Origin of the sequence: Sinorhizobium americanum (assembly GCF_001651855.1) — a bacterium.
Classification (GTDB): domain Bacteria; phylum Pseudomonadota; class Alphaproteobacteria; order Rhizobiales; family Rhizobiaceae; genus Sinorhizobium; species Sinorhizobium americanum.
In genome coordinates this window covers 56507-82522 of the sequence record NZ_LNQC01000076.1, presented here as the reverse complement: position 1 = coordinate 82522, position 26016 = coordinate 56507, and the positions used below count along the sequence as shown (strand labels likewise).

General features: G+C 64.1%; 22 protein-coding genes. 6 read left to right on the top strand and 16 right to left on the bottom strand.

The genetic code is table 11. The features are described from left to right. Window positions 1–75: 75 nt before the first annotated feature. The 6 genes from ATC00_RS24485 to ATC00_RS24460 all read right to left on the bottom strand — a co-directional run bounded on the left by ATC00_RS24485 (window position 76) and on the right by ATC00_RS24460 (window position 7605). On the bottom strand, window positions 76–1305 hold the full coding sequence (locus tag ATC00_RS24485) for a glycosyltransferase family 4 protein (RefSeq protein WP_064254950.1): 1230 nt from the start codon (window positions 1303–1305) through the stop codon (window positions 76–78). Between the two features lie 24 nt (window positions 1306–1329). After that, window positions 1330–2085, bottom strand: a complete 756-nt coding sequence (locus tag ATC00_RS24480) for a polysaccharide deacetylase family protein (protein ID WP_064254745.1) — start codon at window positions 2083–2085, stop codon at window positions 1330–1332. Beyond that, window positions 2078–3409 (bottom strand): O-antigen ligase family protein, encoded by a 1332-nt coding sequence (locus ATC00_RS24475; RefSeq protein WP_064254744.1) that lies wholly within the window; start codon window positions 3407–3409, stop codon window positions 2078–2080. Before ATC00_RS24475 ends, ATC00_RS24480 begins: the two co-directional genes overlap by 8 nt. 11 nt (window positions 3410–3420) lie before the next feature. Then, entirely contained in the window at window positions 3421–5013 is a 1593-nt protein-coding gene (locus ATC00_RS24470; RefSeq protein WP_064254743.1) for a GumC family protein, read from the bottom strand. A gap of 134 nt (window positions 5014–5147) precedes the next feature. Beyond that, complete coding sequence (locus ATC00_RS24465; RefSeq protein ID WP_064254742.1) at window positions 5148–6296, bottom strand: hypothetical protein; 1149 nt, start codon at window positions 6294–6296, stop codon at window positions 5148–5150. Beyond that, complete coding sequence (locus ATC00_RS24460; protein ID WP_064254741.1) at window positions 6286–7605, bottom strand: lipopolysaccharide biosynthesis protein; 1320 nt, start codon at window positions 7603–7605, stop codon at window positions 6286–6288. The genes ATC00_RS24465 and ATC00_RS24460 overlap by 11 nt, the downstream gene beginning before the upstream one ends. Window positions 7606–7818: 213 nt before the next feature. Here ATC00_RS24460 and ATC00_RS24455 point away from each other — a divergent pair, with 213 nt between their 5' ends. Together ATC00_RS24455 and ATC00_RS24450 are read left to right on the top strand one after the other, a co-directional pair. Beyond that, window positions 7819–8532 carry a N5-glutamine methyltransferase family protein gene (locus ATC00_RS24455; RefSeq protein WP_064254740.1) on the top strand — a complete coding sequence of 238 codons (714 nt, stop codon included), beginning with the start codon at window positions 7819–7821 and terminating at the stop codon, window positions 8530–8532. Beyond that, window positions 8529–9647 carry a hypothetical protein gene (locus ATC00_RS24450; protein ID WP_064254739.1) on the top strand — a complete coding sequence of 373 codons (1119 nt, stop codon included), beginning with the start codon at window positions 8529–8531 and terminating at the stop codon, window positions 9645–9647. The genes ATC00_RS24455 and ATC00_RS24450 overlap by 4 nt, the downstream gene beginning before the upstream one ends. A gap of 19 nt (window positions 9648–9666) precedes the next feature. Here ATC00_RS24450 and minE read toward each other — a convergent pair whose 3' ends face one another. From minE to asnB, 7 genes are all read right to left on the bottom strand, one after another. After that, complete coding sequence (gene minE, locus ATC00_RS24445; RefSeq protein ID WP_037380620.1) at window positions 9667–9927, bottom strand: cell division topological specificity factor MinE; 261 nt, start codon at window positions 9925–9927, stop codon at window positions 9667–9669. After that, a complete protein-coding gene (gene minD / locus ATC00_RS24440; protein WP_064254738.1) occupies window positions 9924–10739 on the bottom strand; it encodes a septum site-determining protein MinD in 816 nt (271 codons plus the stop codon). Before minD ends, minE begins: the two co-directional genes overlap by 4 nt. A gap of 33 nt (window positions 10740–10772) precedes the next feature. Continuing rightward, a complete protein-coding gene (minC, locus tag ATC00_RS24435) occupies window positions 10773–11522 on the bottom strand; it encodes a septum site-determining protein MinC (RefSeq protein ID WP_037380624.1) in 750 nt (249 codons plus the stop codon). 424 nt (window positions 11523–11946) lie between these two features. Beyond that, entirely contained in the window at window positions 11947–12954 is a 1008-nt protein-coding gene (nadE, locus tag ATC00_RS24430; RefSeq protein WP_064254737.1) for an NAD(+) synthase, read from the bottom strand. Continuing rightward, window positions 12951–14498: a class I adenylate-forming enzyme family protein gene (locus ATC00_RS24425; protein WP_064254736.1), complete on the bottom strand. Its 1548-nt coding sequence runs from the start codon at window positions 14496–14498 to the stop codon at window positions 12951–12953. The genes nadE and ATC00_RS24425 overlap by 4 nt, the downstream gene beginning before the upstream one ends. 28 nt (window positions 14499–14526) lie before the next feature. Further along, window positions 14527–14790, bottom strand: a complete 264-nt coding sequence (locus ATC00_RS24420) for an acyl carrier protein (RefSeq protein ID WP_064254735.1) — start codon at window positions 14788–14790, stop codon at window positions 14527–14529. A gap of 26 nt (window positions 14791–14816) precedes the next feature. Further along, window positions 14817–16751 (bottom strand): asparagine synthase (glutamine-hydrolyzing), encoded by a 1935-nt coding sequence (asnB, locus tag ATC00_RS24415; RefSeq protein ID WP_064254734.1) that lies wholly within the window; start codon window positions 16749–16751, stop codon window positions 14817–14819. A gap of 350 nt (window positions 16752–17101) precedes the next feature. On the opposite strand from asnB, the gene ATC00_RS33880 reads away from it, so the two are divergent. The 4 genes from ATC00_RS33880 (at window position 17102) to ATC00_RS24400 (ending at window position 22334) form a co-directional block, all read left to right on the top strand. Then, entirely contained in the window at window positions 17102–17224 is a 123-nt protein-coding gene (locus ATC00_RS33880) for a hypothetical protein (protein WP_082912542.1), read from the top strand. Between the two features lie 488 nt (window positions 17225–17712). Continuing rightward, window positions 17713–17892: a hypothetical protein gene (locus ATC00_RS24410; protein WP_064254733.1), complete on the top strand. Its 180-nt coding sequence runs from the start codon at window positions 17713–17715 to the stop codon at window positions 17890–17892. Between the two features lie 101 nt (window positions 17893–17993). Beyond that, window positions 17994–19178: an efflux RND transporter periplasmic adaptor subunit gene (locus ATC00_RS24405; protein ID WP_064254732.1), complete on the top strand. Its 1185-nt coding sequence runs from the start codon at window positions 17994–17996 to the stop codon at window positions 19176–19178. A 15-nt stretch (window positions 19179–19193) separates the two neighbouring features. Continuing rightward, window positions 19194–22334, top strand: coding sequence for an efflux RND transporter permease subunit (locus tag ATC00_RS24400; protein WP_064254731.1), 3141 nt, complete (start codon window positions 19194–19196; stop codon window positions 22332–22334). Here ATC00_RS24400 and uxuA read toward each other — a convergent pair. Genes uxuA through ATC00_RS24385 form a run of 3 tightly spaced genes read right to left on the bottom strand, consistent with a single transcriptional unit; the run spans window position 22305 to window position 26016 of the window. Beyond that, window positions 22305–23504, bottom strand: coding sequence for a mannonate dehydratase (gene uxuA / locus ATC00_RS24395; RefSeq protein ID WP_064254730.1), 1200 nt, complete (start codon window positions 23502–23504; stop codon window positions 22305–22307). The two genes, ATC00_RS24400 and uxuA, sit on opposite strands and share 30 nt — an antisense overlap. Window positions 23505–23545: 41 nt before the next feature. Next, window positions 23546–24613: an L-idonate 5-dehydrogenase gene (locus tag ATC00_RS24390; protein ID WP_064254949.1), complete on the bottom strand. Its 1068-nt coding sequence runs from the start codon at window positions 24611–24613 to the stop codon at window positions 23546–23548. Further along, window positions 24610–26016, bottom strand: coding sequence for a TRAP transporter large permease (locus tag ATC00_RS24385; RefSeq protein WP_064254729.1), 1407 nt, complete (start codon window positions 26014–26016; stop codon window positions 24610–24612). The genes ATC00_RS24390 and ATC00_RS24385 overlap by 4 nt, the downstream gene beginning before the upstream one ends.

The window sequence follows — 26016 nt, the reverse complement described above, 5'->3', positions numbered from 1 at the left end:
GGCGTAAGAAGACCGCTAAAGTTTTAGGAAACCGGCCGAAAACTGGACGCTGGGTCTTACCAGCGTTCCCAACCCCTATGCCACGCCGAGCGACGCGTAGAGGTCGAGGGTTCTTGCCCGATAGGCCGCGGCCGAGAATTCTCTGGAGATCCAGGATCGGCCCTCCGCTCCCATGCGTCCGCGTGCGTGAGGCGAAAGCGCCGCCATTTCGCTGAGGGCCCTTGCAAGGTCTTCCGGCCTTCCGGAGGCGGCAAGCAGCCCCGTCTCGCCTTCCCTGACCATCTCCGGAATCCCGCCGATCGCCGCGCCGATGACCGGGCGCTGCAGCGCATAGGTCTCGAGAAGGCTGATCGGCGCATTCTCGTACCATTCCGAAGGAAGCACGAGGGCGCGGGATTGGCCGATGAGGCGGTGCAGCTTCTCGCCGGAGAGATAACCGGCGAAGGTGACGTCGGCGCCGAGTTCGGCCGCAAGGTGGCGGAGGTTCGCCTCCTCCGGCCCGGTTCCGGCAATGATCAGCCGCTCCCCCGAAAGGGCGATCGCCCTGATCAGCGTCGCCAGCCCCTTTTCCGGCGCCAGGCGACCGGCGAAGACAAAATAGTCGCCCTCCTGCCAATCGGTGCGAAAGCTGGAAACATCGACGAAATTGGCTATGTGGACCATCTTCTCGCGCGGCCAGCCCCATTCGGCGAGTTTTTCCAGGTAGAAGCGGCTCGGCACGACGAGCCGATCCACCTTGTCGCGATAAAGGCCGAGCAGACGGTGCAGCATCGTTTCCGCCAGCACGACGGCGCTCAACGGAACGGAGTCCTTGACGCAGCGATGGCGCAGCACGTTGTAGATTTTCCCGCCGCGACAGTCTTCGCAGACCTTGCCGTCGCGCAGCATCTTGTAGGAGGGGCAGGCGAGCTTGAGGTCGTGCACCGTCATGACTACAGGGATGCCTGCGGATTTCAAGGTGGAGAAAATCGCTGGCGACAGATGGTGGTAGACATTGTGGGCATGCGCGATTGAGGGGCGGCTCCGGTCGATCAGCCGGCGGATGTTGCGCTGGGCTTCGAGCGAATAGATGACGCTCGCCGCTTGAACCGCCTTGCGCAGCAGGCCCGTCTTCCGGCCGTATTCAATCTCGGAGACGAAATGGTCCGACCATGGCGTTTGCTCGTTCAGATCGTGGCGCATGGCGAAGGGTATGACGTCCCAGCCTATCTCCCCGAACATACTCATGTGATCGAAGAACACCGCCTCGGCTCCGCCGCGGCGATAAAAGTAATTGTTGATCGCCAGCAGGCGCTTCCCGGCTATGTCATGCTCAGGCATCGCAGCCTCCTACCAATTGAACCGGTCAAGCGCCTCATCGACCGGCAGCACGCAACAGCCTCTATCGACGGAATAGCGGACGAGACGGTCGAAGGTCGCCGGCGTGCAGCCATAGGGCGTCGGACGCGGTGCGATGTCATGCGTGAAAAAGATCAGCCAGCCGGGCTCATTGACGAGCGCGTCGATCCATCCGGTCAGCGTCTCAGCATGCTGCTCCGGCTGGCGGATTTCGACGGCCTTGAGCATCAGCGGATCTATAGGCCCCCGGTTGATGGCCTCGCCGCCGGCGCGGCAGGATCGATACCGACGGCGCAGCTCGGGGCGAGCCAGCGGCCAGGCGGCGTTATAGGGGAAGGCGAAGTTCCGCGCCGGCGACGCGACCCCGACGCTCTTCAGGTAGTCCGCATTGCGCTCGAGGTCGGCGGCAAGGCCGCCGGCGCTGCGAACTCTGCGATGCGCAAAGGTGTGGCAGCCGATCTCGTGCCCGCGCACGAACAACTCCGCGCATCCTTCCGGCGTGATCAGCGTCCGGTCGTTTTCCACCCGTCCCGCCAGCCCGCCGGCGATATAGAAGGTGCCCCGCGCATCGTACCGCTCGAGAATCCGCGCCCCCTCGTAAAGCGCGCTGTCGGGCACGTCGTCGAAGGTGAAGGAGACGAGCGGTGTCTCCGTTTTGATTTCCCGCCGCATCCTGGCGAGGCGCCAGATCGCCCGGTTGGCCAGCCGGTCGACGAGCCCGCCGATCTTTTCCTGAACATCACGCATGAGCGACACGCTTTCTTTTTTCCGGGACGGCACCTTTCGCCAGTACGGCGCTCGATTGCAGGTGCAGTCCGTAAAGGGCGAAGACGAAAGTGAACCAGACAAAGCTTCCGCCCTCGAAGAAAAGGGTTTCCAGGCCGGCGTGGAAAATCGTGTAGAGCCAGATGCGGATGTAGAGCCGCGTCAGAGGCGCTTTCTCGCGGTCGGGTGCAATGCGCGAAATGTCGCGAAGCGGCAGCAGGACAAGCCAGACGAGCGTCAGCAGCAGCCCCGGAAATCCCGTCGTCAAGGCAATGTCGAGATAGGAATTGTGTCCGTTTGCAGCGGCGACCGCCCAGGTCTCGACCGAGCCGCCGCTGTAAACCAGCTCCTCCGTCTGCCAGAACGCCCGGAAGCCATAACCCGTCAGCGGCCGCTCGGCGAGCGCCGAGAAGGCGAACCGCCAGATGTCGGAGCGGTTGGTGAATGTCGCGTCGATGCCAAGACCGCTGATGAACTCTCCGAGCGGCCTGAAGACCGCCGAACCGACGGCGAAGAGGTTGAACAGGCCGACGCCGCCAACGACGATCAGACCACGCAGCGGCCGCATTTTTTCGAAAAGCCAGCCGAGCATCAGGATTGCCGGCAGCATCGCCGTCGAGGTTTTCCCGCCTGTGTTGACGAGGAAGAGGAAAGACAACGCGAATATCGCGAGACCCGTTATGCGCGACCAGGCACTCGCGACGAACAGCCCGAAGAAGGCGGCGAGCACCATCGCGGAGGCCGCGCTGTTCTTGTGCGGGAAGTGACCGCGCCACAGTCCGGCGTTCATCGGCTCGCGCAGTTCGGACGCCTGATGGATGGCGAGCGTCGGCTTGAAGAGAATGCCGTAGTAGGCGAACCCCAGCATGATCAGGCTGCCGATCCCCAGCATCTTGGCGAAGTGACGCTCCGAGGCGGGGAGCAGCAGATAGATGCTGGCATTCACCGTCATAATCGTCGAGAGAACGATGCCCTTGATGCCGAGCATCGGATGCGCGGAGACCAACGAGACGAGCAGGAACCAGAAGTAGAGAATGGCGAGAAGGAGGCGCGGCTGCAGGATGATATCGCGCATCGGATGCAGCAGCCCGTAGCCGAGTATGCCGGCAGAGAGCAGCAGCGCCAGGATTTGGTTCAAACGGTTGGAGTTGCCGGCGGAAGGATCGAGGATCGCCTCACCTGTCAGATCGACATAGGGCGTGATCGATACCCAGAGAAAGAGAAACATCGCCATGAAGAGGAAGGCGCCGACGCGCACCCTGACGATGTCCGGCGCACTGGTCTCCGCATAGGCGGCGGTGGTCATTGCCCGGCTCCCTATCCGGCCGCCGGCCGCGAACCGCGGACATATCCCCAGAGGCCGAGCCCCAGCGCGAGTGCGACACCTGCGGCGACACCGGCCACGGCGCCGCCGATGAGCAGGATCGAGGTCCGCGGCGGCCAACTGCGCGAATTCGGCGGCATGGCGCGCGAAATGACGCGGATATTGGTGGTGTCGATCTGCTGGCGCTCGGTGATCTGTTGGGCACGCGCCAGATGGGTTTCGTAGATCGCCGCCTTGGTGCGCGCATCCCGCTCCAGGTCGCGAAGGTGGACCTGCGCCTCGTTGTCGGTGAAGACATTCGACTGCTCGTCGTCGGCCTTTGCCCTCAGGGCCCCGAGCGCCGAGCGTTCGCGATCGAAATCTGCCTTGGCGCGCTCGGCTATGCGGCGCGCTTCCTGGTTGATGCCGGCTTCGAGCGTGGCGCGCTCGGAGCGTGCCGCGGCAAGACGGGGATGCCTTTCGCCATAGGTGAGCTGCATCGAGCCGATCTGCTGCTGCAGGGCGTTATACTGCTGGCGCAGGTTCGTCATGTCGGTGGACTCGAAGACCGAGGCGCTGGTCGTCTGTCCCTGCGCAATCGCCGCACTCATCTGCTTGTAACGTGTCTCGGCCTGGATCAAGCGCTGCTGGGCCTCGAGAACCTGGGTATTGAGCTCGCTCGAGAGCTGGTTGCTGACCAGTTCGCCATTGGCCGACAGCAGGCCGTTCGCGCGCCGGAAATCCTCGACCTTCTTTTCCGCCTCGGTCACGTTGCGGCGCAATTCATCGAGCCGGGCATTGAGGTTCTGAGCCACCCGGCCGGCGCTTTCAGCAGCCGATTGGAAAAGCTCCGCCTCGAAGGCCTCGACAATCGCGTCGGAAAGGACGACAGCCTTTTCCGGCTCCTCGCTCCAAACCTCGAGGACGACCACGAAGGAGCGCTCCTCGCGGCGCGCCTCGACCCTTTCAGACAGAGCCCGAATGGCCGTCAATTCCTTGTCGGCCTTGCTGTCTCCGGATGAGAACAAAGCCATCAGCAACGCAAGTGGCGACGACTTGACGAACTCCTGGTCGTTCGTCAGTTGCAGTTTGTCGATGACCCGCTTCAGAACGTTTCGCGACGTCAGGATTCTGAGCTTGCTCTCGACCTCCAGCAGTTGGGCGTCGCGCTGTGGGTTGCTGGTAAAGACGTCGTCGCTGACGACGTTGAGGTTGGAGGGGTCCACCACCAGGTCGGTATAGACGGTGTAGCGCGGTGTCGCCGTAACCGCAAAGATGAAGGCGGCGGCGACGCAAAGGACGAGCGCAAGGACGATCCACCTCATCCCGTCACGCAACCACAGGATGAAGTGGTCTATGCCGACGCTGCCGAGCGTGTGAAGTTGCGGAAAATAGGCGCCGACCGTCGGCGCATTGGGCTTTGCCGTCGGCGCTGGCGGCGAAACATCCTGCCGCACCGTCGGGGCGGAAACCTCCTGCTCACCGGGCTTTACCCGGGTTTCCTCGCCCACGACCGGAACAAGGTCCAGCAGCGAGCCGCCGCTACGCCCGGGGCTACGCGTCTCCAGGCGCAATCCTTGCTCTAACGGCTCGCTCCGCCGATACATCCGTCTTTTCCCCACGCATGCCCTTGAAGCCACCGAAGAGCACTGCCCTGCGTTGCAAGATCTCCCGTCAAGAATTAGGAGTGCAGGGTGAATATTCGGTTAAGACTTGCATGCGGCCGGTAACTTTTGCGGTCTCAGAAATCGGTCAGCAACCGGCTCCAGCTTTCCGACGCGAGGCCGCCGATATAGATGTCGCCGCTGAGCACCGCTTCCCTGATGTCGGCACGCCGGGTGACAATGCAGAAATAGCCCCGGTGGCGGAAGCACAACCACCGCTGGCGCGAAATCGCGTTCATCAGGAACGGCTGCGCCATGCCGGTCGCAACCGCATAACCTTCCGCGTCGAGGCAAGCGAACATCGCCGCGGTGACATCGGCTTCGCGGCCTTCGTCGCAGATCACGTTCAGTACGCTGGCCATGCCTTTGGGTCTTCCGAAGAACAGGAAAGCCCCAATCGTGCGGCCGTCTTCGCGCAGGACCTTCCGGCACTGAAGCGCCCCGAGGTTCTCGTTCATCGAGGCGACGGTGACGAGCCAGTCGAACTCGGATTTCGACCAGGCCGGGCGAAGCGAAAACCGCTCGAGCATCGGTGCGGCGCAACGGAGGAATTCACACGGACTTGCCGTCTGCACCCGGCATCCCGGCATCCGTGGGGGCTTCGACGAAGGGCTCAGACGGCGAGTGGCTCCATCGATCAGCCGCAGTGCTGCGACCACGAGGGGCGCCCTGAGGATCGGAATGCGTCGGCCGGCGAGAACGGCAGCCGCAGCGAGCGGCCGCAAGAAGCGTTGCCATTCGAGGCTCTGGATCGGCAGGATGACACCCCCGCCGGCAACGCAGTGGTCTGCGCTGACGGGAGAGGAACTGTCGGAAAAGCAGAGATCCTGGCGTGCCGCGCGCACGCTGCGCGCAAGACGCGCCGCGCCGGCCGCGCCGGCCTTGCCGTCGACCATGAAGGCGCAGAGAAGGCGCGCCATGAGCCGGCGGCCTTTGGCATCGAATTCCATCGGCAGGGAAAGAATGGCGCTGTCGATGTCGCCGTTGCCGTTCTCGTGCACGATGCTGCCCTGCTCAGGGGCATAGAACGGGCTTCCGAAGAAAACGGCCTCAATATAACGACACAGATCCTGGCCCGCCGCGCCGTCACGGCTGCGGAAGACTTTGCTGAACAATCGCCCTATCGTCGGGATATCGGTACGTTTCATCGTCCGCGTGCCGGCCGGGCACGGCGGTTCCGCGATGCTCGGCGGATGCGGCACAATCTTCCGCAACTCAATTCCCATACGCTGATTCCGCCTGAAATTCGCGAGCTGCACGCTCCCGGTCGCGGCGCACGAGGCGAAGGAAGACGCTCCATGCGGCGACGACCATGGCGATCTCGATGACATAGAAGGAGACGAAGGTGCCGGTAGGCGGGGCGTACCAGCTTGCCGCCGCAGCGATCCCGGCCCCGACGATGCTTCCAAGTCCCATGACGGTGGCGCGGGCGGCGTGGTAGCCGGAGGCGCCCAGCGCTTCCACCGCGACCGACCAGACGGCGAGCGGCACGACGACCCATGCGAGACCGCACACGAAGTCGACGAGAGAGACATATTCGTGTCCGAACAGGTAGGGCAGCACGGGCGCCAGGAGGAAGACGGTCAGCGCCGCTGCCAGGCTGATGACCGTTGCGGCGGCAAGGACACGCAGCACCCGCTGCAAGGCGTGGTGCAGTCCCGATGTCGTCATCCGTGCCGAGCCCGGATAGATCAGGCGGTTCAGCGCCTCGACGGACAGGAAGCTGCTCTCGAGCATTCGCCGTGCGACGCTATAGCTCGAGACGATCTCGGCGGTGGTGACGAGGCTGAGCACGAGGAGGTCGGCGTTCTGCCGCAAGGCACGCAGGATGAACGGAATGCTGAAATAGAGACCCTGCGGCAGTTCCTCCCGCACGATGCGGAAGCGCGGTTTGCCCAGCGCCTTGATCGCCCGGAGACAGGCCACGGCGACCAGAACGTGGCAGACGAATTGCCAAACGGCCCACGAGGCCACCGTCGACACGCTGAAGACCAGGCATGCGAGCGCCGCCGCCGCGGTGCGCGCCGCGGCAAAGCCGACCACCACCTTGTTGGCCGAGGCGAAATCGGAATGGGCGATGAAGATCTGCTCGGCAAGAACGATGATCCGGACGAGGACGATGTTGGTGACGAGCATCAGCGCGATCACCAGGAAATTGGTGACCGCATCGGCTGAAAGCGCAAAGAAGAACGGCAGCGTCACGGCGCCGGCAAGCACGAGGACGAGGCCGCTCGCGGCCGTGAGCAGGATATTGTGGCCGAGCATCTTGGGATAGATCGCGCGATCCCGCGCGACCCGCCGCACGAGGGATTCCATGGCGCCCAGTCCGCACAGATGAACGGCGATGCTAGCGACGGCGGTGATGGCGACGAAGACGCTGAACTCGTCGACGCCGAGAAAGCGCGCCAGGATCGCGAAGGTGACCAGTTGCGCCGCCGAACCGAGAACGAGACTGCCGCCGGACGCCACATAGGACAGGATCATCGGCAGGAAAGGCTTGTAGCCGCGCGATTCCGTTAAGCCTTCCGAAGACATCCGACCTGCCCTGTCGATCTTGCGCCACTGGATTCGACATCCGCAAAGGCCGTCCCTTGCCGCGATCCATCCGCCGGTTCCAAGGTGCAGACTAGAGAGCAGAGATGATTGGGCGGTTAACATACGCCAATCAATTGTATTTCAGCTTCCGTTTACCCGAATGCGCTAGTCTGCGCGGTACCTGATAACCATCCCACCACAAAAGGAGCGTTCGTGCTGCAGCGCGACAACATTCCCGGCGCCGGGACGGCGGCCAGCCGTTCGCCTCGCCTCGTCCGCTTCATGGACATCGAACTCGAACTCGCGCCCGACGTTCTCGTGCCGCGGGAGGAGACGGAGTTGCTCGGCCGGAACGCCGTTGCGCGGCTTGGCGGCCCGACGGAACCGGTGACGGTCATCGACATGTGCTGCGGCTCCGGCAATCTCGCCCTCGGGATCGCCGCTGCCGTTCCGCTGGCGCGGGTCTGGGGGGCGGATCTGACCGACAGCACCGTTGCACTCGCCCGCCGGAATGCCGAGCGCCTGTCGCTGCAAGAGCGCGTGGTGATCCGCCAGGGCGACCTCTTTGCCGCTCTTGACGGAGCCGGCCTCGAAGGCGGGGTCGACATGATCGTCTGCAATCCACCCTATATTTCGACGGCACGTCTCGCCGGCGACAGCGCGCATCTCCTCGAGAGCGAGCCGCGCGAGGCCTTCGACGGCGGTCCTTATGGGATTTCCATCCACCAGCGGCTGATCCGCGATGCCGCCGCCTTCCTGAAACCGGGCGGTTGGCTCCTTTTCGAGTTCGGCGAGGGGCAGGATCGGCAGGCCGCAGCCCTCATCGCGCGGACCAAGGCCTATGAAGCCGTAAGCTTCGCCGACGACGCGCAAGGCAAGCCGCGGGTCGCCATCGTGCGCAGGCTGGAGGAGGGATCGGCGCGATGAGCGACATTCGTCCGCTCACCACCGCCGACATCCCGGCCGTTGCCGGACTCTTTCAAAAGATCTTCCGCAACGGCGACCAATCTCCGCCGCCGGCGCTCGTCGACTATCTCCGCCGCCTTTATCTGGAGGCTCCGGGCTGTGACCCCGAGGTCGCGCCTCTCGTCCACGTCCGTGACGGCGGTCGCATCTCCGGCTTCGTCGGGGTCAACGCGCTGCCGATGAGTTACAAGGGCCGGCAGCTGCGCGCCGCCGTCTGCGGCGCACTGATGGTCGAAGGGCGCGAGAGCGACCCGATGGCCGGCGCCCGGCTCCTGAAGGCCTTCCTGGCCGGACCGCAGGATCTCTCCTTCAGCGAGACGGCAAGCGAAGTCTCGACGCAAATGTGGACAAAGCTGCGCGGCATCGTGCTGCCACAATACAGCCTCGACTGGGTCCGCGTCCTTCGTCCCGCGAGTTTCGCGGTTGAGCTTCTTTCCGGCCGGATCAGGCCGGTTCGCGCGCTTCGTCCCTTGGCGCGGGTCTTCGACGAGCGCTTTCGCGGAAAGATGGCGCGCGGCGATCTGCGTTGGTCGGCGGTTCCGAAAGACGCCGGTCTGCCGGCAACGCTTCAGGCCGCCGATATCGATGCCGGGTCCTTTGCCGAGCTCTTCGCACCTTTGACCAGACACTTTGCCGTGCAGCCCGCCTGGACCGAAGGCCAGTTCGGCCACATTCTGAGGGACGCAACGGAAAAGCCAGAATTCGGCGAGCCGCTCTTCGGCGCCGTCAAGACGCGCTCCGGCGCGCCGGTGGGGGCGTTCTTCTACCACATGAAGCCGGGCGGGACCGCCCGCGTCCTGCAACTGCTCGCCATGCCCGGCCAAGCCGGTGCCGTCCTGGACTGCCTGATCGATCATGCCGCGGCCCGGGGCGCCTCAGCCCTGCGCGGCCGCACCCAGCCGGCGCTCCTCGAAGCGATGATGGGCCGCCGCATCGGCTTCGTCCACGCTGCCTCGACCGTCGTCCATTCCCGCGACGAGGAACTCGTCGACGCCTTCCGCCACGCGCGGGGCTTCGTCAATGGCCTTGCCGGAGAGCATTGGAGCCGCCTGATCGGCGGCTCCTTCGACGGTTAGTAAAGATCGCGCGGCCGCTTCAGGCCGCGCGCACCGCGTTCAGCGGGATTTCAATATCGACTTCCAGCGTCGAGACGTTCTCGCCGCGGTCCATCTTGACGGTGACCTTGTCGCCGTCCACCTGCACATGCTTGGCGATGACGGCGAGGATCTCTTCGCGAAGCTTCGCCACTAGATCCGAGTGCCCGACCGAGGCGCGTTCATGCGCAAGCAGGACCTGCAGACGCTCGCGCGCCGTCGGCGCCGAGGTCTGTTTGCTGAAGAAACGGAATATGCTCATGCTGCCCTCCGTCCGAACAATTTACCGAGGAACCCGCGCTTCTCGCCCGGAATGGTCATCGGCACCGTTTCCCCGGCAATCCGGCGTGCGGCGTCGAGATATGCGAGCGCCGGGGCGCTCCGGCTGTCAGCAAGCGTAACCGGTGCGCCGAGGTTGGAAGCCTTGAGGACATCAGTGCTTTCCGGCACGATGCCGACCAGCGGGATCGACAGGATCTCGAGCACATCGTCGACCTTCAGCATGTCGCCGCGCTCAGCGCGCACCTGATCATAGCGGGTCAGCAGCAGGTGCTTTTCGACCCGCTCGCCGCGCTCGGCCCGTTCGGTCTTGGCGTCGAGGAGGCCGATGATGCGATCTGAGTCGCGCACAGACGAGACTTCCGGGTTGGTAACGATGACGGCGATGTCAGCATGCCGCATCGCAAGCGTCGCGCCGCGCTCGATGCCGGCCGGGCTGTCGCAGATGATCCAGTCGAAATGCTTCTTGAGCTCGCCCATCACCTTCTCGACACCCTCCGGCGTCAGGCTGTCCTTGTCCCGGGTTTGCGAGGCCGGCAGCAGGAAGAGCGTCTCGAGCCGCTTGTCGCGGATCAGCGCCTGCGGCAGCTTGGCGTCGCCCTGGATGACATTAACGAGGTCGTAGACGACCCGCCGCTCGGCGCCCATGACGAGGTCGAGATTGCGCAGGCCGACGTCGAAATCGACCACGACCGTTTTCTCGTTCCTCTGTGCCAAGGCCGCGCCAAGCGCGGCGGTTGATGTCGTCTTGCCGACGCCACCCTTACCCGATGTAACAACGATTACTTTCGCCATCTTCCCGCTCCTGTATGCTGGCCGGTCATCGGCTCAGTTAAGTCTCTCTGCCATGATCGAATCGCCTTCCAGCCAGAGCTGAACCGCCTGTCCGCGAAGATTGGGGGCCATGTCTTCCGCCGTCTTGTAGACGCCATCGATTGCCAAGAGCTCCGCTTCGAGCCGGCGGCAGAAGATGCGCGCCGAAGCGTTGCCCACCGAGCCAGCGAGCGCCCGACCCCTCAGCGTCCCGTAGACATGCACCGAGCCCCCGGCGATGATTTCCGCACCCGAGGCGACCGATCCGACCACGGTGACGTCGCCTTCCGGGAAGATCACCGACTGTCCGGAGCGCACCGGCTCGCGGATGACGATCGACGAGATCGCGCGCGGCGCTGGCGGCTCCACCTGGAGGCTCGGCGCCGTGGCCGCGGCCGGCGCAGCACCGGGTGATTCAACGCTCGCCTCGGCCGGAATTTCGATGTCCGGAGCCGGGCGGCCGCCCTTCATGGCCGGCGGCATGCCGGGCTCGAAGAGCGACGGGCGGCCGCCTTCGATGCCCATGATCCGAACATTGCGCTTGCCGAGTTCGTCGATCAGCTTCTTGAGCTCAGCCCGGTCGATTTCGAGGTCGGCGACGTCGAGAACGACCGGTCGCCCCAGGAAAAACCCGGCGGAGCGCGAGGCCAAATCATCGAGGCGGGTGAGCCAGGCGTCGAGCGGTGGCTCCGGTGAAAGCACCAGTGCCAGGAACGAGCGGCCCTTGATGCGGATCGAGCGGGTGTCTGTTAGCACTTTGGTCATCTACGTTAATTTTTCGTTGCCCAAGATGTAGGCGAGTCACGGTTAACAAATGGTTAATTCCCCTACCCTGCCCGGGGCTGGAGAGACGGCTCCGGCGGCACGGAAATTATGGGGTCAGAGGGTCGATCAGGGACGAGAAGTTGGCCCGGAAGTTAACGGGATGACGAGCGTCAGCGGGCCATTGCGAAAGTGTCGCAAGCGGTAGTTGCGGGCAGTTACCTCTCTCCACAAGGAAGGAGAATATGTGCGGGGACCCTGACCGCTCCAACAGAAAGGCCTGGAAATGAGAGGTTTTTAGGGCGCGCTGAGTGTGCCCCATGCGGTCTCCCCCCCTGTGGGGGAGATGGCCGGCAGGCCAGAGGGGGCTATTCAGTCCGCTACAAGGTCACGCGGCAGCGTTGCAGCGAATACCCGCGTACTCAGATCATTCGCCGATTTCGGCGACCGGCTGCACGAGCTGCGGCCCGAGATGCAAATAGCGAGTCGCCTTGCGCTTGGCGGCAATGTCCGCCCAGACGCGTTCGACCTGCGCCGCCGAAAGATTCGCAGCGCGACCGACCGCTTCGGCGGCGAAGCCGCTGTTGAGGCCGTAGAGACAAAGATCCATCCGGTCGTAGGGAAGCGAGAAATAGAACTCCTCCTGCGTCTGCTCGAGCGAATAGGTATCGGTGGTCGGCGGCCGGCGGCGGATTTCCTCGGGAACGCCGAGATAGGCGGCAAGTGCATAAACCTGCGACTTGTAGAGGTGCGCGATCGGCTTGACGTCGGCCGCACCATCGCCGTTCTTGACGAAGAATCCCTGGTCGTATTCGAGCCGGTTCGGGGTGCCGAGCACGGCGAAATTCAGCCGGTCGGCGTGGTAATATTCGAGCTGCTTGCGGGTGCGCTGCTTCATGTTGGTGGCCGCGACGATGCCGAGGTAGACCGATGGCGGCATGCGCAGCTTCGTCCGCTTCCCCTCGGGGTCCTGAACCACCAGCGAGGAAATGTTGTAGCCTTCGCCCTCGAGCGCATTGGCGATGACGATTTTCGACGCCCAGCCCGGCCCGTAATCCGGCACGAGTTCCCGGATGAAGGCGTCGCGGCGGGCATAGCAGCCCATCGCCGCAAGCGTCGGCCCGATATCCTCGACGACCGCTTCGACGCCGAAGGTCTCGGCCACCAGCCGCCCGAGCCGGAGGCTTTCCGGATCGGAATCGTTTTCCGGCATGAACAGGCAGAAGACGTTCTTGGCGCCGACGGCGCGTACGGCGAGCGCGACAGAAACGCTCGAGTCGATGCCTCCCGAAAGGCCGAGCACCAGCCCGCGCTTGCGCATGCCGCGCAGTTGCGCGCGCAAGCCCGCGACGATGCGCTCGCTTTCCGCGGCGTCGTCTATCTTCAAGCTATCGGCGGAGAAGACGAACGTCTCCTGATCGGGGCGGATGTTCATTCTGCTGCCTCCAATGTCTCGGCCGCCAGCCTGCGGCTCACCTTGCCCGTGTCCGTCTTCGGCAGCTCGGTGCGGAATTCGACCACCTTCGGCACCATGAAATCCTCGAGGTGACGGGCGCAGTGGCGGATGATGTCCTTCTCGGTGAGCGCCGCGTCGGAGCGGACGACGAGAGCGCCGATCAAAGCCCCGAGCACCGGGTCAGGCACGCCGATGACGACCGCTTCAGCGATCCCCGGATGGGCGTGCAGGACGGTCTCGACCTCCTTCGGCGCCACCTTCTCGCCGCGCGTCTTGATGATGTCGTCCTTGCGGCCGACGAAATAGAGGAAGCCCTCATCGTCGGTGCGGAAGAGGTCGCCGGTATAGAGCACCTTTTCCCACGGGTTCGGACCCGGGCGCAGCATGCGTTCGGTGGCTGCCTCGTTGCGCCAATAGCCTTGCATGACGTGGGGCCCGCGGATCACCAGTTCACCTGGAACGCCCGGCGGCACGCGCTGGCCTTCGTCGTCGACCACGAAGGCTTCGGTGTTCGGAATCGCGATACCGACCGAACCGGGCCGGCGGTCGAGCTCGTCCGGCGGCAGGTAGGTGCAGCGCTTGCACTCCGTCAGTCCGTACATGGAATAGAGCCGGGCCTGCGGAAAGAGCTCGCGCAGGCGGGCGATATGCGCCGGCGGCAAAGCCGCGGCGGTATTGGAGAGGTAGCGAAGGCTCGGCAGGAAGCCGGGCTGGAGGTCGCGCATCTGCAGGATCATCGCGGCCATTGTCGGAACCAGCGGGAAGCCGGTGACGCCTTCGGCGCGGATCCGCTCGAAGATCGCCTGCGGAAAGGCGAAGGACTTTTCGAGGACGAGCGTGGCGCCGAGCCGGATTGCCATCAGCAGCTGATAAAGGCCGTAGTCGAAGGCGAGCGGCAGGACGTTGAGGATGATGTCATCCGGCGTGTTGCGAAGATAGGTGGTGATCGATTCCGACGCCGCATCGATATTGCGGTGCGTCATCATCACGCCCTTGGGACGGCCTGTCGAACCGGACGTGTAGATCAGCATGGCAAGATCGACGTCTATGCCGCCGTGAAGCACGCGCAAGGGCTCGGCCTGCAGGCACTCCTCAAGGGAGGCCGCCCCGTCCGGCGTGCGGCCGCCGACAGCCGCGGTCGAGGCGACGAAAAGCGGCCTGGCGGCAGAAAACGCACGCGCCTCGGTGACGACCGACATCAGCTTCGCCTGCGTCAGGATCGCCGCCGCCTCGCAATCGGCGATGATATAGGCGAGCTTGTCGGCCTTGGTGGAGGCGTTGATCGGGGTGAAGGTCGCGCCGGCCTTGAGGATCGCGAAGATCGCCACGGCCGCTTCCCAGCAATTGTCCATGAAGACCAGAACACGGTCGTTGGCATTCACGCCGCTTGCGGCGAGCGCGGCGGCAAGACGCGACGAAAGATCGTCCAGTTCCCTGTAGCTCAACCGCTTCCGATCGGTGATGAGCGCCGTCTTTGCCCCGTGGGCCGCGGCGTTCCTGATAAGGAATTGCTCGAACCTCATCTTCGTCGTGCCCCCGCGCCGCCGCCGCTCACGCCGTGACCGGCACTGCTTTTGCCTCGATGAAGGCCGAGATGCGCGCCAGCGAATCGAGGTTCGCCGGGACGATGTCGGCATCCGCCATCGCGATTCCGAACTGGTCCTCGATAAAGGCGACGAGTTCCAGGACGCCGGTCGAATCGACGATGTCGTTCTCGATCAGCGAGGCGGTATCGGCGAGGTCGTAGGAGGTATCGCCGAAGAGGAAATTCTCGATGATGAAGGTCTTTACCTTCTCCTTGATCGTCTGCGTCATGTGGTTTCCTTTCCCTGTTTTTTGTTTCAGGCCGCTTCCGCCTTGCGGATGCCAGTCCCCGTGAATGTCTGCAGCCATAACTGCGTCGACAGAATGCCGACGAAAGCGGCGTTGTCGCGGAAGCCCGAGGCCGGGCGCGAGCGGCACTTTTCGTAGAGCTTCGCCACCGCCCCGGCATTGAAGAGGCCGCCGGCGGCGATCGCTTCCGTGCTGAAGGCGCCGCGAACGTAGTCGAGTGCGCCGGGGCCGCTGAAGGAGTGGCTGTCGGGCGCGCGGTAGGGCTGCTTCACTCGCCTGCCGATCGCAGGCGGCAACAGGTCCTTCGTCGCCTCGCGCAGGATATGCTTTTCCGTCAGACCCCTGAGCTTCACCTCCGGCGGCAGCGTCGCGGCGAATTCGACAAGCCTATGGTCGAGGAAGGGGAAGCGGCCCTCGATCCCGTGGGCCATCGCCATGCGGTCGCCCTGGCTGGAGAGGATGTAGCCGGGCAACAGAAAGCGGCTTTCGAGATATTGCGCCTGGTGCAGCGGGTGCCATCGACCGAAATCCAGTGGCAGCCGGCCGACAAGCTCGGCCGCGGCATCGTAATCCTTCAATTGCGCGCGCAGTTCGGCGGAGAAGAACAGTTTCGTCGCCGCCGTTCCCTTGAAGCGCGGCCGATGCGAAAAGAGCGGATCGTCGAGCCGCTCGTCGCCGGCGCCGAAGAAGGCGGCGAGATATTCCGCCGATTGCTGCTTGAGGCCCGGCAGATAGGGGTAGAGTTTGCGGAAGAGATGCGGCCTGATGCGCGAGCCCGGCTGCCGCCCGCAGAAACGACGCACCCGGGCTTCCTTGAAGATGTCGTAGCCCGCGAATACCTCGTCGGCCCCTTCGCCGGTCAGCACGACCTTGAGGCCGGCCTCCCGCACCAACCCGGACAATTGGTAAAGCGGCGCCGGGGCGGTACGGATGATCGGTCTTTCGGTGAAGCGGATCACGTCCGGAAAGACCCTTGCGATTTCGCCCTCGCGACAGGCGATCGCCTTGTGATCAGTCCCGAGAGCCGCGGCCATTTCCAGCTGGAAAGCGCTTTCGTCATGCTCGGCGCTGTCGAAGGTCACGGAGAAGGTCCGGAGCCCCTGCGGTGCCATGCCGGCCGCCAGCGCCGAGACGACCGATGAATCGAGCCCGCCGGAGAGATAGGCGCCGACGGGTACGTCGGCCCGCATGCGGATGCGGGTCGCGTCGGTCAAGAGAGCACGCAGTTCCTCGGCAGCGGTCCTTTCGTCGATGCCGCCCGGCCGATCCCGGTCCGGATATTGAAGCTGCCAATAGGGCCGCGTCGTGACGCTACGCTCGTCGACGACCATCAGGTGGGCGGGTTCGAGTTCGAGAATATTGCGGAAAGGCGTGCGGGGCGCGATCGGCGCCCAGAGGGTGAAGATCTGGTCGAGCGCGATCGGATCGATCTCCGCCGAGATGCCCGGCACCTTCAGGAGCGCCTTGATCTCGGAGGCGAGATAGAATGTACCGCCATGCGCAGTGTAGAAGAGCGGGCGCACCCCCATGCGATCGCGCGCCAGCATCATCCGGCGGCGGCGAGCATCCCAGATCGCGAAGGCGAAATCGCCATTGAGCAGCGAGACGCACGCCTCGCCCATCTCATCATAGAGGTGGAGGATGACCTCGGTGTCGCTCGAGGTGCGGAAACGGCGCCCCCTGGCGCGAAGCTCGTCCCTCAGCTCCACATAGTTGAAGATTTCGCCGTTGAAGGCGATCGTCAGTTCGCCGCTAGCATCCGACATCGGCTGCTGGCCGTCGCCGAGCCCGACGATGGAGAGCCGCACATGGCCGAGACCGGCTTCGGGAGCGGTGAAAATGCCCTGCTCGTCCGGCCCCCGATGCGCGATCGCGGCCGTCATCGTTTCGAGAAGCGCCCTGCCGTCTCGTATCGAGCCAAAATAGCCGCTGAAACCACACATTTGAAAATCACTCTGAAGCCCGCAACCCGAGCTGAGTGTATAGACCGAATGCCGAGAGCAAGCGTTAACCCGCGCACGGTTTCTCCAATGATGGTAAATTATTCAAAAGGAGCCATGCCGAAGGTAGAAGAAGAGAGAAGCTGTCGTCAGGCTACAATTGATCTACTTAATCAGCAGCCACCAGAACGTTTTATTAAATTTATACTTATTTCTGCCCAAGCGAACTGTAGGAACCTGACGTTTCGCCGCCATCGACGGGGCAGACGGCTCAGAAAAGCTTTGGTTTCCTTTTTGTTAACAAATTCGGTTCAATTTTCGGTTTCGAAGCGCAATATCGCTCGGAGCGCATGATGAGCTACGACTGGACCGGCGAACGCACGCGCCGCATGAAGATGATGAAATACGGGATCGGCATTGTGCTGACGGTCGGCCTCGTTCTGGCCGCCACGTCCTGGACCTTGCAATCCATCTAACGATGGTGCGCCTTGCCCTTAGCCGGCGAGGCAGCAAGGTTCTCCGGACATCTTTTCCTGTCCGTCCGATGTAACTTGTAGCTCGAATTAAGTAATCGCTAAACCTTGACGGGTGGCCGCTCGAGGAGTGGAATCGGTTCTGAGGCGTACTGCCTGAGGCCGCCGATTTCGCAGTCCGCTGCGCGGCGGCCTCTCCAGTTCGAGGGGCGATAGGTGGACCCCGCCGCATAACCGATCAGCAGCTGCGCGGTTCACCTAAAGCGCGTCGCGTTCAAACGTATTCACGCGGCGCGCTTCAGGTTTTTGCTTTTGTGCATGTCGGCATCCCAAAACTGCTGAACAATTTTGGGCGACATACATTTTTGATCCGGAACTGCGGCAGCCATGCACCTGCGGCATTCGTCAGCAATGATCCGCGGCAATCCCAAGATGGCTCGGGAACGAAAGTTGCGCCTGCGTGTTTCAAGACGGCAGCGTGAGGAGATGATATGCAGTCAAGGTTCATGTCGACGGAAGCGTTCCTGCGTTTCGAAAAGGAATGGCAGCACTTGCGTCGCGCCGCGCAGAAGCTGGAGATCGAAGCCAATCGGCCCAATGAGCGCAAGATCGAAGTTATGGCCGGCTCCGAACTCGTCGACCTCCTCTCGGGCCGGATTAAATCTTCGTAACCTATTGAAATAACACTGGACGTGACCCCCGCTTCTTCTAGATGCTGGTTGCACCACCGGTGGCCCGCGCGGCCCCGATGCTCTTACAAGGAGCGCGTCCGATGTCCAGCCGGGTCGTCATCGTTGCGATTGCTTTGGGCTCCATGCTTACCGGCATGGCCATTGCGCCGCTCGTCACGAAAGTGTCCGGCGTCGCGCTGTTCGGTTCGGTCGCCGACGCACACACGGACGGCGAGACTGGGAGAACCGGCAAGGCAACCCATGGCGCCGGTTCTCAGGCCACCGCAGTCCAGGTCGCGCAAGTCGAGCAGCAAGACTTTCCCGTCCTCATCAGCACCTTCGCCAATGTCCAGGCCCCAGAGACCGTCGAAGTTAACGCGCGCATATCCAGCCAGATCGTCGGCATTCACGTCAAAGACGGCCAGATGGTCAAGGCAGGCGACCTCCTGTTTTCGCTCGACGACCGCGCCCTGCAGGCCGACCTCAGCCGTGACGAAGCGATATTGGCGAAGGACTCGGCGCTGCTGGCCGATGCCGCGATCGAGCTCGACCGGGCCCGGACGCTGCGCGACGATAAAACCGGCACGCAGCAGGCCTATGACAGTGCGCTCTCGGCGCAGCAATCCGCCAAGGCCACCGTCGCGGCTGACCAGGCGGCGGTGGAAGCGGACAAGGTGTCGATCGACCTGACGCGCATTCGCGCCCCGATCGGCGGCCGCCTCGGTGAGGTGCAGGTGACGATCGGCGATCTCGTCGGCAACAGCACCTCGGGTACGAGCCTCGTCAGCATTACCGCCATCGACCCCATTGAAGTCTCCTTCCATTTGCCCGAGGTCCACTTGCAAGCCTTCAAGGGCCGACTCAGTTCGGGCGTTCCGCCTCGTGTCACGGCACGGCTCAGCGGCACCCGGGAGGTCATCGGCACCGGCGTCCTCGACTTCATCGATTCCGCCGTCGATACGGCGACCGGGACGGTGCTGATGCGCGCCAGGTTCGACAATGCCGAAGAGAAGCTCTGGCCGGGCCAGTATGTCGATGTCGATATCGAGCAAACGACGCTTTCGAAGACGCCAGTCATTCCCGCCGTCGCCGTCCAGGCCGGCCAGAAAGGGAATTTCGTCTACCGACTGAACGCCGACGATACGGTCGAACTCCGTCCGGTCGTCGTCGCCGCCAATGACGGGCAGAACGCCGCTATCAGCTCTGGCCTCTCCCCTGGCGACCGTGTCGTGACCGAGGGTCAGTTGCATCTCAAGGCCGGCGACAAGGCGCGCGTCGTCCGGTAGCAATGGAAAACGGTCATGTTGATTTCCGAGTTCTGCATTCGCCGACCGGTCGCAACGCTGTTGATGTCGCTGGCGCTCGTCTTTGCCGGTCTCTTTGCCTATGCGGCGCTGCCCGTTGCGGCGCTGCCACGGACCGACTTTCCGGTCATCAACGTCTCCGCGTCGCTGCCGGGCGCCTCGCCCGAGACGATGGCGACCTCCGTTGCAACCCCGCTCATCAAGCAATTCGACACCATTGCCGGGATCGATAGCATTTCGACCAACAATTCCCTCGGCGCGACCTCGATCTCCATCCAGTTCGCGCTCGACCGCGATATCGATGCGGCCGCTGCCGATGTCCAGGCGGCGATTACCCGCACGCTGCGAACCCTGCCGCAGGACATGCCCTCCCCGCCGAGCTTTCGCAAGGTCAATCCGGCCGATGCGCCCGTGCTGCTCCTCGCCTTGAAGAGCGATACGGTGCCGCTCACCAAGCTCGATGCCTTTGCCCAGCAGGTGATCTCGCCGTCGCTTTCGACCCTCGAAGGCGTCGCGGAAGTCTCGATCTTCGGCAGCCAGCAATTTGCCGTGCGCATCGAGATCGATCCCGACGCCCTTGCCGCGCGCGGCATCTCGCTCGCTGAGTTGCAGACCGCGATCGCTGCGGCAAACGACAATTCGCCGCTCGGCACGGTGCAGTCGACCGGGCGGCAGATGACCATCGTCGCCGACACGCAATTGGAGAATGCTGCCGCATTCTCAAAGGTGATCATCAAGGCTGCGGACGGCAAGGCAGTTCGACTTGGCGACGTGACAAAGGTGATCGACTCGGTCGCCAACACCCAGACTGCGAGCTGGCATGACGGTTCGCGGGCGATCATCCTCGCCATCCAGCGCCAGCCGGACGCCAACACGGTGGCCGTCGTAGACAAGGTCAAGGCGATGCTGCCGACCTTCCGCCAGTCCCTGCCGGGCGGAGCATCGCTCGAAACGCTCAATGACCGCTCCGTCTCCGTGCGCGGTGCCGTCGACGACGTCGAATTCACGCTGGGCCTGACGATCGGCTTGGTGATCCTGGTGATCTTCATCTTCGTGCGGCGCCTGTGGGCGACGCTCATTCCGGCGCTGGCCGTGCCGATCTCGATCATCGCCACCTTCGCGGTGATGTATGCGCTCGGCTTTTCGATCGACAACATCTCGCTGATGGCACTGACGCTCGCGGTCGGCCTCGTCGTCGACGATGCGATCGTCATGCTGGAGAATATCGTCCGGCATATCGAGGAGACGGGAGAGAGCGCCTTCCAGGCGGCGATCGCCGCCTCGCGCGAAATCGGCTTCACCATCATCGCAATTTCGCTGTCGCTGGTCGCGGTCTTCATGCCGGTTCTGTTGATGGGCGGGGTGATCGGCAAGATCTTCAACGAGTTCGCCGTCGTCGTCACCATTTCGATCCTCGCCTCGGCTTTCGTCTCCCTGACACTGACGCCGATGCTGGCGGCGCGCCTGCCCGATAAATCCGGCGACGCGGACGACAGGCATGGCCTCGACGCGTGGCTGGAGCGCGGTTTCGAAACACTGGTACGCGGCTACGAGCGGCTGCTGACGCTGTGCATCCGCGCCCGATTTGCGGTCCTCGTCCTGTTCCTGGCGAGCATCGGCGTGACGGTCTATCAGGTCGGCGCGACGCCGAAAGGGTTCTTCCCGCAGGAGGATATCGGCCAGCTTCAGGTCACCACGCAGGCGCGGACGGATATCTCCTTCGCCGCCATGTCGGCGCTGCAGGCCAAGGTCGAAGATGTCTTCGCGCGCTCGCCTTACGTCGCGCATGTGGCAAGCTCGATCGGCTCTGGCGGGGCCGGATCGTCGGCCCTGAATTCGGGAAGGCTGTTCGTCGAACTGAAGCCGAAGCGTGAGCGACCGGCACTGCCTCAGGTGCTTTCCGAATTGCGCGTGGCACTTGCCGACATCGCTGGCATCAAAGCCTACATTACGCCGGTGCAGAACCTCTCTGTCGGCGCGCGCAGCTCCGCCAGCCAATATCAGCTCGTCGTCCAAGGCCTCGACCAGAGCGCCATGAACGCGTGGGCCGACAAGCTGACGGAAGCGATGCGCGACGACCGCGCCTTCTTCACCGATGTGAGCACCGACCTCGAGAACAATTCCCCGCAGGCGCGCCTCGTCATCGACCGCGACAAGGCGGCCGCACTCGGCGTCTCGACGGACGTGCTGCGCTCGACGCTCTATGGCGGCTTCGGCTCGGAACAGATCTCGACCCTCTACACCTCCGGCGACAGCTACGAGGTCATCATGGAGATTGATCCGGCAAGAAGCTGGTCCGCCGCCACGCTAGCCGAACTGCAGGTGCCGACCGCAGACAACAAGCTGGTCCCGCTCGGCGCCTTCGCGCGCGTCGATACGGTCCCCGGGCCGCTGACGGTCAACCAGCTCGGACAATTGCCGGCGGTGACGATCTCCTACAACCTGCCGACCGGTGTGGCGCTCGGCAACAGCGTCGACGAGATCGGTCGCCTGAAGGCTGAGATCGGCATGCCGCCGGATGTGACCACCCGCTTCTACGGCACGGCACAGCTTTTCCAGGATGCGGTCTCCAACCAGTCCTGGCTGATCCTCGGCGCGATCCTGACGATCTATATCGTGCTCGGCATTCTCTACGAGAGCTTCATTCATCCCCTCACGATCCTGTCCGGTCTGCCGTCGGCCGCTTCCGGAGCGCTTGTCGCGGTCAGCCTTGGCGGCTTCGACCTGTCGATCATCGCGGTCATCGGGCTGTTGATGCTGATCGGCATCGTCAAAAAGAATGCGATCATGATGATCGACGTGGCGCTCTCGATGCAGCGCGAGGGTCTGCCCGCCGAAGAGGCGATCCACCGGGCGTGCCTGATGCGGTTCCGGCCGATTCTGATGACATCCCTCGCCGCTCTCATGGGGACGCTGCCGATCGCGCTCGGCAGCGGTGCCAGCGCAGAACTGCGCCAGCCGCTCGGCGTCGCCGTCGTCGGCGGCCTGCTCGTCTCGCAGCCGCTAACGCTGTTCGTGACGCCGGTGATCTATCTCTACATGGAGAGCCTCGCCGACGGTATCAAACGGCTATTCGGCAGGCGGCCGATCAGCCAGGCCGCCATTCCGTCATCCGCGCAGCCCAAAGGTGACGTGTGACAGGGCGCGTTCGATGCCGCGCAGTTCCGCGAGCCCCTTCAGCCGGCCGATCGCCGGGTAGCCGGGCTGGGCGCCGCGGGTGAGATCGTCGAGAATCTCCTGGCCATGATCGGGCCGCATCGGGATCTGGTGATCCGCCCGTCCGGCGGCACGCCGGCGCTTCTCCTCGGTAAGCAGTTCGGCGATCACCGCCACCATGTCGGTGTCTCCCTCCAGGTGCTCGTCCTCGTAGAACGAGCACGGCGTCCGCTCCTCCTCCCGGCGAACATTGCGCAGATGAATGAAATGGATGCGCGGCGCGAACTGGCGCACCATCGCCGACAGATCGTTCTCGGCGCGGGCCCCGAGCGAACCGGTGCAGAAGGTGACACCGTTCGCCGGGCTGTCGACCTGCTTGAGCATGAAGGCATAGTCCTCGGCGGTCGAAAGAATGCGCGGCAAACCGAGCAGCGGCCACGGCGGATCGTCCGGATGGGCGCAGATATTGATGCCGACCCGTTCGGCGACCGGCGTCACTTCGGCAAGGAATTCGACGAGGTGGCGTTGCAGCGCGTCGCGGCCGATGCCGGCATAGGTCTGCAAGTGCTCGCGAAGCTGCGGCAGGCTGTAACCGTCGGCTGAGCCCGGAAGCCCGGCGCCGATGTTGCGGGAGAGGCCAAGCCGGCGCTCCTCGGTCATCGCGCGAAAGCGCCGTTCCGCCGCCTCCCGCGTCTCCGCGTCGTAGTCTTCGGCCGCCCCCGTACGCTGCAGCAGATAAAGGTCGAAGGCGACAAAGTCGATCCGGTCAAAGCGCATGGCCTTGGCGCCGTGACGGGCGGTCCAGCGCAGATCGGTGCGCGTCCAGTCGAGCACCGGCATGAAATTGTAGCAGACGGTCCGGATGCCTGCCGCCGAAAGGCGGCGCAGCGTCTCCTGCCAGTTGGCGAGATGCTCTCGCCAGGGGCCCGTCTGCGTCTTGATGCTTTCGGATACAGGAACGCTCTCCACCACCTCCCATTCCAAGCCGCCGTCGCGAACCTCCTGCTGGCGCTTCTCGATCTCGCCCACCGGCCAGACGTCCCCGGTCGGGATGTGATGCAGCGCGGTGACAATCCCTTGCGCGCCGGCCTGCGCCGCGTCCTGGACACTCACCCGGTCCACCGGCCCGAACCACCGCCATGTATGTCGCATTTCCAACTCCTTCCGAGCGGTCTTCCGCCCGCTTCCCGTATTCAATTCGGACCATGAAATGTCAGCTGCACCTTGCAGGCGGACGATCGGTCGCCGGCCTGTTCGAAGGCCTGCACCGCCTGATCGACCGGAAAGGCATGCGAGATGATCGGCCGCACATCGATCCTGCGCTCGGCGATGAGCGCGACGGCCCCGGCGAATTCATCGTCGAACCGCTGCGACCCGATCCACCGCAGCTCCTTGCCGACCAGCCCGTTGAGCGGCAGGGTGATGTCGCCGGTCACCCCGACCTGCACGATCAGCCCACGCGGCCTGACCGCAGCGATCGCGCCGCGCAGCGCCGGCTCGGCGGCCGAGCACTCGAAGACGACGTCGAACTGGCCCTTGTCGGTCTCGTACTCGGCCAGACCCGCCGGATCGCGGCGAATGTTGACAACCCGCGTCGCGCCCATGGCTTCGGCCCGCGCGAGCGCCGCATCGGCGAGGTCGGTGACCACGATTGCTTCCGCCCCCGCCTGGCGGGCGGCCGCAACGACGAGTGCGCCGATCGGCCCAGCACCGGTGACGAGTACCTGCTTGCCGGTGAGATCTCCGGCCTGCCCCACCGCGTGCAGGGAGACCGCCAGCGGTTCCGCGCAGGCCGCTTCGCCGGCGCTGACCAGCCTGCCGGCCGGAAAACACTGGCCCGCTGGAACGACGAGCCAGTCGCGAAACATGCCCTGCGCGTGAGGCAAGCGCATGGCGCTGCCCATGAAATGCATGTTCAGGCAATGGATCGCGAGTCCTTCGCGGCAGAAGTGGCAGGTGCCGCATGGCTTACTCGGGTTCACCGCCACCAGTTCGCCGACTGCAAGTCCTGAGATCCCTGCACCGAGCGCCGCGACATGCCCCGAGGCCTCGTGCCCGGGAATGATCGGCTCCTGCACCCGCACCGGGCCGAAGCCGCCGTCCTGGTAGTAGTGGAGATCGGAGCCGCAAATGCCGCAGGCCGCCATCTTCAGGAGGACCTCGCCCTCGTCAGGCGCTGCAATCTCCGCCATCTCCACCCTGAGGTCGCGCCGGTCGTAGAGCCGGGCGACGCGCGCATGCCTCACGCCTCCCGCCCTCATCGGATCAGTCCGACCGCGGCCGGCAGCCACAGCGTTACCGCCGGGACGAAGGTGATCAGGATGAGCGCAATGAAGAGCGGCAGGAGCCAGGGCAAGATCGCCATCGTCGTCCGCTCGACCGAGAGCTTGGCCACCCGAGACAGCACGAAGAGCACCATCCCGAGCGGCGGGTGAAGCAGGCCGATCATCAGGTTGAGGGTCATGATCAGGCCGAAATGCACCGGATCGATGCCGAATTGCGCCGTCAACGGCAAGAGGATCGGCACAAGGATGGTGATCGCCGCGATCGTATCCAGGAAGCAGCCGACGAATAGCATCAAGAGGTTCACGAGGATCAGGAACACCCACTTGTTGTCGGTGATCGTCAGGATCGCGCCCGAGAGCAGTTGGGCGGCCTGGCTGACCGTCAGCAGCCAGGCGAAGATCGAGGCGGCGGTGACGATGAACAGCACCGAAGCGGTCGTCTCGATCGTATCGAAGGTCGCCCGCGCCAGCGTCGACATCGTCATCGTCCGGTAGCGGACAAGGCCCAGGAACAGCGACCAGAGGACAGCGGCGACCGCTGCTTCCGTCGGCGTGAACCAGCCCATCGTCATGCCGCCGATCAGGATCACCGGCGTCATCAGCGCCATGACCGCCGAAAAGTCGAAATACCAGTCGAGCGCCAGAAGCACGGCGAGTGCCAGGCCGACGGCGACGTTCATCGACAGCCCCGCCGACATCAGAAGATAGATGACGACCGGCACCGAAAGCACGACGACTACTTCCACCGAAGCCGAGAGCAGCCGTCTGATCTCGAAGGGCGTATCCGAACCCCAGCCGCGCCGGTAGGCGAAAATCGCGACCGTCAGCATCATCAGCACAGTCATCACCACGCCCGGCACGATGCCGGCCATGAACAGCGCGCCGATCGAGACATTGGCCATCATGCCGTAGATGACGAAGGGCAGCGACGGCGGGAAGATGGGCCCGAGCGTCGCCGATGCGGCGGTGACGCCGACCGCGGTTTCCACCGGATAGCCGTGATCCTTCATCGCCTTGATCTCGATCGTGCCGATGCCGGCGGCATCGGCGAGCGCCGTGCCGGACATGCCCGAAAAGATCACCGAGCCGATGATGTTGACCTGCGCCAGCCCGCCCTTCATCCAGCCCACGAGCGCGACGGCGAAGGAATAGATGCGGCCGGTGACGCCGGCGGAATTCATCAGGTTGCCGGCGAGGATGAAGAACGGCACCGCCAGGAGCGGAAAGCTCTCGACCCCGGCAATCATCCGCTGCGCCGCGATGATGTCAGGCGCGACATTGTAGAAGACCAGATAGAGGACCGACGCCACGGCCATGGAGATGGCGACGGGAACGCCAACCACCATCAGCACCAGAAACGAACCGACGAGCAGCAACAT

Excerpts from the sequence above, each read along its gene's own strand:
- uxuA (WP_064254730.1), bottom strand. The coding sequence starts at position 23,504 with ATGCGACATACATGGCGGTGGTTCGGGCCGGTGGACCGGGTGAGTGTC.
- nadE (WP_064254737.1), bottom strand. The coding sequence starts at position 12,954 with ATGAACATCCGCCCCGATCAGGAGACGTTCGTCTTCTCCGCCGATAGC.
- ATC00_RS24405 (WP_064254732.1), top strand. The coding sequence starts at position 17,994 with ATGTCCAGCCGGGTCGTCATCGTTGCGATTGCTTTGGGCTCCATGCTT.
- ATC00_RS24475 (WP_064254744.1), bottom strand. The coding sequence starts at position 3,409 with ATGACCACCGCCGCCTATGCGGAGACCAGTGCGCCGGACATCGTCAGG.
- ATC00_RS24400 (WP_064254731.1), top strand. The coding sequence starts at position 19,194 with ATGTTGATTTCCGAGTTCTGCATTCGCCGACCGGTCGCAACGCTGTTG.
- ATC00_RS24460 (WP_064254741.1), bottom strand. The coding sequence starts at position 7,605 with ATGTCTTCGGAAGGCTTAACGGAATCGCGCGGCTACAAGCCTTTCCTG.
- ATC00_RS24390 (WP_064254949.1), bottom strand. The coding sequence starts at position 24,613 with ATGAGGGCGGGAGGCGTGAGGCATGCGCGCGTCGCCCGGCTCTACGAC.
- ATC00_RS24410 (WP_064254733.1), top strand. The coding sequence starts at position 17,713 with ATGCAGTCAAGGTTCATGTCGACGGAAGCGTTCCTGCGTTTCGAAAAG.
- ATC00_RS24470 (WP_064254743.1), bottom strand. The coding sequence starts at position 5,013 with ATGTATCGGCGGAGCGAGCCGTTAGAGCAAGGATTGCGCCTGGAGACG.
- ATC00_RS24465 (WP_064254742.1), bottom strand. The coding sequence starts at position 6,296 with ATGGGAATTGAGTTGCGGAAGATTGTGCCGCATCCGCCGAGCATCGCG.
- ATC00_RS24420 (WP_064254735.1), bottom strand. The coding sequence starts at position 14,790 with ATGACGCAGACGATCAAGGAGAAGGTAAAGACCTTCATCATCGAGAAT.
- ATC00_RS24450 (WP_064254739.1), top strand. The coding sequence starts at position 8,529 with ATGAGCGACATTCGTCCGCTCACCACCGCCGACATCCCGGCCGTTGCC.
- asnB (WP_064254734.1), bottom strand. The coding sequence starts at position 16,751 with ATGTGTGGTTTCAGCGGCTATTTTGGCTCGATACGAGACGGCAGGGCG.
- ATC00_RS33880 (WP_082912542.1), top strand. The coding sequence starts at position 17,102 with ATGAGCTACGACTGGACCGGCGAACGCACGCGCCGCATGAAGATGATG.
- ATC00_RS24385 (WP_064254729.1), bottom strand. The coding sequence starts at position 26,016 with ATGTTGCTGCTCGTCGGTTCGTTTCTGGTGCTGATGGTGGTTGGCGTT.
- ATC00_RS24425 (WP_064254736.1), bottom strand. The coding sequence starts at position 14,498 with ATGAGGTTCGAGCAATTCCTTATCAGGAACGCCGCGGCCCACGGGGCA.
- minE (WP_037380620.1), bottom strand. The coding sequence starts at position 9,927 with ATGAGCATATTCCGTTTCTTCAGCAAACAGACCTCGGCGCCGACGGCG.
- minC (WP_037380624.1), bottom strand. The coding sequence starts at position 11,522 with ATGACCAAAGTGCTAACAGACACCCGCTCGATCCGCATCAAGGGCCGC.
- minD (WP_064254738.1), bottom strand. The coding sequence starts at position 10,739 with ATGGCGAAAGTAATCGTTGTTACATCGGGTAAGGGTGGCGTCGGCAAG.
- ATC00_RS24480 (WP_064254745.1), bottom strand. The coding sequence starts at position 2,085 with ATGCGTGATGTTCAGGAAAAGATCGGCGGGCTCGTCGACCGGCTGGCC.